Origin of the sequence: Streptomyces poriferorum, assembly GCF_019399235.1 — a bacterium.
GTDB classification, from domain to species: domain Bacteria; phylum Actinomycetota; class Actinomycetes; order Streptomycetales; family Streptomycetaceae; genus Streptomyces; species Streptomyces poriferorum.
In genome coordinates this window covers 1-7,186 of the sequence record NZ_JAELVH010000310.1, presented here as the reverse complement: position 1 = coordinate 7,186, position 7,186 = coordinate 1, and the positions used below count along the sequence as shown (strand labels likewise).

The 7,186-nt window shown below is 66.0% G+C and carries 7 protein-coding genes and 1 tRNA gene; 2 read left to right on the top strand and 6 right to left on the bottom strand.

Annotation, left to right across the window (positions count from 1 at the left end; all coding sequences use genetic code 11):
* Positions 1-42: 42 nt before the first annotated feature.
* The 3 genes from JGS39_RS34030 to JGS39_RS34020 form a co-directional block, all read right to left on the bottom strand.
* The gene (locus JGS39_RS34030) at positions 43-1,029 is read right to left on the bottom strand and encodes a PDDEXK family nuclease (RefSeq protein ID WP_236064047.1); all 987 of its coding nucleotides are present in this window, start codon (positions 1,027-1,029) and stop codon (positions 43-45) included.
* Positions 1,030-1,565: 536 nt separating this feature from the next.
* A complete protein-coding gene (locus JGS39_RS34025; protein WP_219573612.1) occupies positions 1,566-2,210 on the bottom strand; it encodes a hypothetical protein in 645 nt (214 codons plus the stop codon).
* A 505-nt stretch (positions 2,211-2,715) separates the two neighbouring features.
* Positions 2,716-3,111 (bottom strand): hypothetical protein, encoded by a 396-nt coding sequence (locus JGS39_RS34020; RefSeq protein WP_219573611.1) that lies wholly within the window; start codon positions 3,109-3,111, stop codon positions 2,716-2,718.
* Positions 3,112-3,509: 398 nt separating this feature from the next.
* Between JGS39_RS34020 and JGS39_RS34015 the strand changes: the two genes are divergently transcribed.
* Positions 3,510-4,070, top strand: a complete 561-nt coding sequence (locus JGS39_RS34015; protein ID WP_219573610.1) for a hypothetical protein — start codon at positions 3,510-3,512, stop codon at positions 4,068-4,070.
* Positions 4,071-4,687: 617 nt separating this feature from the next.
* Here the strand turns inward: JGS39_RS34015 and JGS39_RS34010 are convergent.
* The 3 genes from JGS39_RS34010 to JGS39_RS33995 form a co-directional block, all read right to left on the bottom strand.
* Positions 4,688-5,296: a YdcF family protein gene (locus JGS39_RS34010; protein WP_372456183.1), complete on the bottom strand. Its 609-nt coding sequence runs from the start codon at positions 5,294-5,296 to the stop codon at positions 4,688-4,690.
* A 130-nt stretch (positions 5,297-5,426) separates the two neighbouring features.
* Positions 5,427-5,500 (bottom strand) — tRNA-Pro (locus tag JGS39_RS34000).
* Positions 5,501-5,616: 116 nt separating this feature from the next.
* Positions 5,617-6,558, bottom strand: coding sequence for a metallophosphoesterase (locus JGS39_RS33995; RefSeq protein WP_219573608.1), 942 nt, complete (start codon positions 6,556-6,558; stop codon positions 5,617-5,619).
* Between the two features lie 79 nt (positions 6,559-6,637).
* Here JGS39_RS33995 and JGS39_RS33990 point away from each other — a divergent pair, with 79 nt between their 5' ends.
* The gene (locus JGS39_RS33990; RefSeq protein ID WP_219573607.1) at positions 6,638-7,102 is read left to right on the top strand and encodes a GatB/YqeY domain-containing protein; all 465 of its coding nucleotides are present in this window, start codon (positions 6,638-6,640) and stop codon (positions 7,100-7,102) included.
* The last annotated feature ends 84 nt before the right edge of the window (positions 7,103-7,186 follow it).

The window sequence follows — 7,186 nt, the reverse complement described above, 5'->3', positions numbered from 1 at the left end:
GGTGATCACTGTCACCGCACCCAACCTCCGTGGACAGAACATCTAGCGCTTGCCGGTGCCGATGAGCTGCCTGGCCAGCCACGTGAGATCGGTGTCCGCCAGCTTGGCCCATTCCTCAGGGTCGACGTCGGCGGGCACATGGGCGGTGTCCACGTCCCACCACGTCGTTCCCTGTATGCCGTCGGCGGTGCGACCGGTCACGCCCGTAAAGATGTGATTGGCCAGCCCGGTAGGCGAGTAGGAGGCTCCGTCCGCGTCCCAGACCAGTGGCTTGGCGGTGTTGTTGGCCCAGGTGGCGGTCGCTCGACGGGTGTCTTCGGCCACCCAGGAGCGGATGTCGTTGCGTATGGCGTCCGTCACGCCATGGCGCGGCCTCATCAGTAGCCTGGTTCCGTCGGGCAGCAGGCCCGCGTCGACGAGCACGTGGACGGCGTTGCGCGAGCGTGAGCGTTCCTGCAGCTTCTTGGCCGCCGCCTCGCCTTCGACCCGAGCCGGTGCGAGCGTGAACTCCTCCACCTCCGGTGTCGGGTAGACCTTGGTGAAGCCGGCGACGAGGTGACCTTCCACCTTCCACAGGCCCACCTGGATGAGGTCGATGTCGAGGCTCATCTCCGACAGCCAGACCACGGAGTGGGTGACCTGCTTGGGGAAGTCGGCGGCGATGATTACTTGGCGGGGGCGCTGGAGCAGTTCCGGGCTCCATTCCCCGTCCACGTGATCGAGCAGGCGCTGCGTGCACGCGTCGATGTCGAGGTCCTGCCCCCTGCGCGACAGGAAGTCGCGGTGCGCCTGGGCCAGGGTGCCAAGGTCGAACCGGGACACCAGAGCGGCATACGTGATCGCCTGGAGGTGCACGTCCCGGTCGGCCGTTCCGCGCTTCAGCTCGACCACGACGAGGCGCCCGGTCGCGTCCAGCCCCAGTACGTCCAGCCTGTCGCGCGCCGGCACCCCGTCCGTGTCGGCCCACCGGTCGTACTCCGCGGTGACCACGAGTACGGACTCCCCGAGCACCTGCGGATGGGCGATCACCCACTCCTGAAGGTGCTGCCGCTCAAGAAGGCTTTCTGCGGCTAGCCCAGTGCGCGATATGGGCGTGGCCGTCTGGCCGGCGACGGTAAAGAGATGATCCACGGTGCCCCCCTGGTACGCGCCCGGCAGTGGTGCGCCGGACCTCCAGAGCCTATGTGGGTGGGCTTACCCCTCGAAGGTTCTTTCGCCAGACCACGGACACGTTCTCTCGTCGCCTTCTGGGAGCCGGATCCTGAGATCGGCTCCGAAACGGCTCCCAAGACGCCCCCAGAAACCACTCAGGGGCCTGATCCACTAAGTGGATCAGGCCCCTGACCTGGTCTTACGGCTGTCGGGGTGGCGGGATTTGAACCCACGACCTCTTCGTCCCGAAGCAACTGGGGATGCTGACTGTCCTTGGGGCGATGTGCTCGTCACCTGCGCTGATGGTCCGCTGACGTCCACGGTTGTTCGCGACTGTCTGTCGCGGTTGTCACGCAGTTAGACACTCACCGTGCACAGGCCCGTGTGCGGCCGGGACAGCTCTCGCTACGCCGCTAAGCGGGTCTTCCGTTCCAGTCGTCGAGATGATCACGGGCCACGTCAAGGAACCCTGCGACCGCATTCGACACGGCTCCGATGGAGGCTGCTACCTCGCGGTACCGGATCAGGGGGCCTTCCGTAATGATCGTGAGATCATCGCTGTCTACTGACATGAAGGGGCTGCTTTGGACCAGTCCAACGTAGCTCTCCAGGTCACCCAGCGCGTCCCCGCACTTCTCAAGCACTGCATACGCTTCTTCGGCGACGACCTTTGGGCCAGCGAGCCTTACGCGGATCGCGGCATCGCCCATCGGGTCGAGTTGGGTGAGCAGGTCTTGTAGGGAAGGGATTGCACCACGGCGCTCGTCTTCTCCGATGCTTTGGCTGTATGCCCCGACTGAGTTGACGGCGTCTTGGATCTGACTTAATGCCAGGCGCGCCGACTTGGCGAACTCCTGATACGAGTCCATCCGTGTCTGCCGAACGGACATGCCGTAGGCGTCGGCTCCCGATTTCGCGGCAGCACCCATGGTTCCCCGGCTGGAGAAACGAGCAGCGGCAACGGTGGCCACCCCTCCCACCAGGGCGCCAGCAACGCCAGCTATAGCTGCGATGGAGGCCGTATTCGTGCCCTCAGACGCAAGTTGAATGGCTATCACAGGTCTGGCTCCAGTGCCCTGAGGTTGGTTCTTTGTATGCGGATCGCACGGTACAGCTGCATGCCCGACCTGTAGAGGGCGTGATTTCGCCACCCGCGTGTTCTGCTCCTCTGGGTCGTACAAGCGCAGAGAAGTAGCGCGATCTGGTCCGTAGCTCTAGCCGGATCGGTCAGCGACGGCCATACCGGCCGCTACGAGGCCTCGGAGGGACGGTGACGGGCGGGGGCGGATGTTGTGCTTGCGGTACCTGGCTGCGTACCGCACGATCCCGGTGAGTTCCCATGGAACGGCGGTCCCAGGAGGCGCTGTTGGCCGATGTCGACGTGACGCCCGCGGCTGCCCCGGCTGCCTCCGCAGGGGCACCACCTGCAGCGTCGGGGATACAACGCATCCCACAGTGGCATGCCGGGGTCCGTTTCCTGCCAGATCTCGATGTTCCCTGTGGCGCCCGCCCGATCGGCCACAACTGGGGCACGGCGATTCATGATCCGTAGCTAGCCCGCCATCACGCTTGGGTGAGCTCCGAACGCAAGGCCTCCTCCATGGCTGTCAGCTTGCGCAGAACATCGTCCAGTGGCACCGGGCCAGACGTGCTCTGGGCGCGCGGCAAGATGCGTGGCTGGGCAGCCCAAAGCCCCCTGTGAGCCTCCTGTACAGCGCTTCTCGCTGGGACCTTGGCGATTAGTTCGACTTCAAGAGACAGCGTGATTGCCTTGCGCCGAACCTCAAATAGAGTGTCTGACCCCTCGTCACGCCAGATGCCTACCAAGGCGTCGTGCCAGCCGTACATGGCCATCAGGAGATCTCGGTACAGCTCCCTCTTCTCGTTCAGCCACCGGACCTCGGACTCATGCGATCGCTGTTCTCGGAAGATCCGCAGCTGGCCGCGCTGGGCAGCCATGCGCCGGAAAATCCAGTTACGGCACCAATGCTCGTGCCCACCAGTCCTACGAGAGCAGCATCCATGCTGGGCTCCTAGCAGAAATCCCTTGTGCGTGCTGCCCGAAACTGCGGGGGCTGTTGAGCCTTACTGCTCGTGGCATGTGCAGTGACAATCTTGAGAACCGTCGTGGCAGCGGTGTCACCATGGGTTCAAATCCCACACTCGCCACAGATGAACGGCCCCTGACCATGTGAATCGGTCGGGGACCATTCTCGTGTTCGGTGTCCGTCAACCACCGTGGTTGCTCGTCAGTTCCCGGTCGATCGGGCACGACAGGGCCCGGGTCCGTGTCGGTAGGCCTCGGATTATCTCGCTACGCCCGCCGCGAGCTGGAGTCCGTGGAGATGATGTCCGACATGACAAGCGAAGTAGCAAGCATCGTCGCAGCAGTCATCGCCGGCGCGGCGGCACTGGCCAGCGGATTCTTCTTCGGTAGGCGGCAGGTCAGGGACCAAGCTGCAGTAGTGCACGGCCAGTGGCTCCGAGGTCAGCGTCAGGACGCGTACGTTGCGCTTCTCGATGCCTGGGACACCGCCGTGAAGGAGTTCCAGGAGGAGATCGACCAGGGGGAGTACTTCGATCAAATAGCGGCGCACGAAGAGGCTCTGAGAGGTCCCAGCTACTGGGAGGACCACACGGGGATGATGGCGACCAATGTGGACCGAATTTCTGAGGGTGTTCAGCGTTCCCTAGAGCGCGTGTTGCTCCTCGGTCCGGAGCTCGTGGACAAGGCATGCATCAACCTTGATGAGGCACTAAAGGCCCTGGGGTCGTCGGTGCGTTCGAACTCTGGAACCCCGGATTGGCCGAACTATGGCATGTATCTAGAAATGAGCCTTAATGCGAAGAAGGCTCGGAGCGCTTTCCTGGATGCGTCACGTAGTTCCATGCGGGCGGCGCCACGTCCCGGACGCTGACCTGCCGAGCTGCGGCGGAGATGGGCAGGGCCGCTATGCCTCACACACGGCTCGATCGCTAGCCGGCACTCCACCACCTCAACCCATCACTCACCCCAGCTCCCATCCCGTCCGCCTTCGACCCACACACCGTGGAGCGGGCGTGGTTCAGGGCGTCAAGGTGGAGCGCGCCACTGTACGAACGACCTTGACGCCCTGGGCCGCGACTGCTCGGCTCTGCCTGGGGCGAAGGCGGTCGGGATGGGAGCCTCACGACGCTCACCACGAATCCGCCGGCACCCGCGAACGGCGCCCCTCCCATCCCGGAGTCTGAGCGCCCCCGCCGGAGGCATGTCTTTGGCCCGCGGATCGGTCTCGTCTCATGCCCCCGGGCCTATCCAGTTGTGGGCGCGCGTCGGCGGCGGCAGCGCCGAGCGGGCCGAAGGCAGGAGCGCGGGCGCAGCCAGAGCCGGGAAGCGCGCCCGGCGGAGCGGAGCGCAGCCGGGTGCCTTGATGAGGTAGAGAAACCTGTAACAACCCAGCTCGGGTCAACCGCTAGTGATCACCTTGCAGGTCGGGGGCGAATGAATGTGGGGTCATCGTTCAGGGGGAAGCCGCGCTGTGGGCCGAGCCTGATCTCAGGTGGCCGGCTTGTCGGTGGTGAGGAGTCGACTCGTGAAGCCTTCTCGGCGCAACCGCTGGTACGCCTCCAGCACGTCCGCCGGCACCGACTGCTCGATCATGAATCCCTGTTCCGGATAGATCAGCAACCGCTGTAGTGCACCTACAAGCATGTCGATCACCAAGCGAGCGTCCTGGATGGAGTCGACGTACTCGTTCAACGTCATCGGCGTGGATGCGCTGATGACCTCCACCCCCGGCCACGCCCTACGCGCTGTCGCATAGGCACGCCGCTCCTCGTACGGCTTGCTGATCAGGAGGACGGAGGACGCTTCCACCCCCGCCTCTTCGAGCAGGGCCTTGGAGAACCGGATGTTCTCACCAGTGTTGCGAGCCCGCGGCTCGACGAGAACCGCCGAGGACGGCACGCCAAGCTCGATCGCTCGCTCTTGGTAGTGGACGGCTTCGCCGCGGGGCATGCGGTCCCGTGTCGTGGGGCTGGTAGCGCCGGTGAACACGAGCAGTGGAGCCATGCCGCGCTTGTACAGGGCAACCGCCTCGTCGGCCACTCCGGCACGGCCGTGACCGAGGAGGTCTACCGGAAGCAGATCCGGCCCATGATCCAGACCGGTGCCGTGGTCATGGACGGCATCTTCAAGCGGGACCCGGAAAGGTAGTCACGCAGATAGACACGCAACCAAAACAGGTGAGGCACCTACGAAAAATCCGTAGGTGCCTCACCTGCTGTTTTGGCTGTCGGGGTGGCGGGATTTGAACCCACGACCTCTTCGTCCCGAACGAAGCGCGCTGCCAAGCTGCGCTACACCCCGATCGCCGCCGGTCTCCCGGCGACATCGATTACTTTAGCCCACCGGCGGCCGGAGACGAAATCCGCTTTTTGTGCCGATCGCGTGGGCGCCGGTGGTCAGTGGCCGGGCACCCTCGGTCACACGTCTCGCGCCGTGAGGGTCAGCAGGGTCGCCTCCGGCGGGCAGGCGAAGCGGACCGGGGTGTAGCGGTTGGTGCCGCAGCCCGCCGAGACGTGGAGGTAGGCGCGGTGGCCGTCGGCCGTGTGGCTGGAGAGGCCCTTCACCCGGTCCGTGTCCAGGTCGCAGTTGGTGACCAGGGCTCCGTAGAAGGGGATGCAGAGCTGGCCGCCATGGGTGTGGCCGGCCAGGATCAGCGGGTAGCCGTCCGCGGTGAAGGCGTCGAGCGAGCGCAGGTAGGGCGCGTGGACCACGCCGATGGAGAGGTCGGCGCCCGTCTCCGGACCGCCCGAGACCTCCGCGTAGCGATCGCGCTTGATGTGCGGGTCGTCGAGGCCCGTGAAGGCCAGTTCGAGGCCGTCGAGCTTCAGGCGTCCGCGGGTGTTGGACAGGTTCAGCCAGCCCGCGTCGTCGAAGGCGTCGCGCATCGGTTCCCACGGGTTGTGGACGACGCCGACCGCCGGCGCGTTCCCGTTGAGGCCGTGCTTGCCCGCGGCCTTCTCGAAGAGGTAGCGGGCGGGGTTGCGGAGCTTGGGGCCGTAGTAGTCGTTGGACCCGAACACGTACACACCCGGGAACTCCATCAGCGGGCCCAGCGCGTCGAGCAGTTCCGGCACGGCCTCCGGGTCGGAGAGGTTGTCGCCGGTGTTCACGACGAAGTCCGGGCGCAGCCCGGCCAGGGACTGCAGCCAGGCGCGCTTCTTGCGCTGGCCGCTGACCATGTGCACGTCGGAGACCTGGAGGACGCGCAACGGGCGTGCGCCGTGCGGGAGTACCGGGATGGTGACCCTTCGCAGACGGAACGAGCGAGCCTCGAATCCGGCCGCGTAGGCGAGACCGGCGGCGCCGGCCGCGGCGGTGACCGCCGTGATTTTCAGGGGTACTCCGTAGCGTGCGCGCATGCGCCCATCGTCGCAGACGGTGCGTGCCCACGGGAAAACCGGCGGGCGGCGGGCACCCCGTACCTGCCACAATCACCCCATGACCACGCTCAAGTCCAAGCTCAAGGAAGACCTCACCACGGCCATGAAGGCGCGCGACGAGCTGACCTCGTCCACGCTCCGGCTGACCCTCACCGCGATCACCAAGGAGGAGGTCGGCGGCAAGACGGCCCGCGAACTCTCCGACGACGAGGTGCAGAAGGTGATCGCCAAGGAGGCCAAGAAGCGCCGCGAGGCGGCCGAGGCCTTCGCCAAGGGCGGCCGGACCGAGCAGGCCGAGCGGGAGAAGAGGGAGGGCGAGCTGCTCGACGCCTACCTCCCGCAGCAGCTGAGCGACGACGAGCTGACCGCGATCGTGGCGTCCGCCGTCGACGAGGCGAAGGCCGCCGGGGCCGAGGGGCCGCGTGCGATGGGGGCCGTGATGAAGATCGTGAACCCGAAGGTGGCGGGGCGCGCCGAGGGCGGCCGGGTGGCCGCCACGGTGAAGAAGCTCCTCGCAGGCTGAAGGGCTGAAGGGCTGAAGGGCTGAAGGGCTGAAGGGCGCGAGGCCCGGGGGCCGGGGGCCGGCAGACATGAAGGTGGGGCGCCC

Coding starts and splice junctions, on each gene's coding strand:
- JGS39_RS34020 (WP_219573611.1), bottom strand. CDS start 3,111: ATGGCTGCCCAGCGCGGCCAGCTGCGGATCTTCCGAGAACAGCGATCG.
- JGS39_RS34015 (WP_219573610.1), top strand. CDS start 3,510: ATGACAAGCGAAGTAGCAAGCATCGTCGCAGCAGTCATCGCCGGCGCG.
- JGS39_RS33995 (WP_219573608.1), bottom strand. CDS start 6,558: ATGCGCGCACGCTACGGAGTACCCCTGAAAATCACGGCGGTCACCGCC.
- JGS39_RS33990 (WP_219573607.1), top strand. CDS start 6,638: ATGACCACGCTCAAGTCCAAGCTCAAGGAAGACCTCACCACGGCCATG.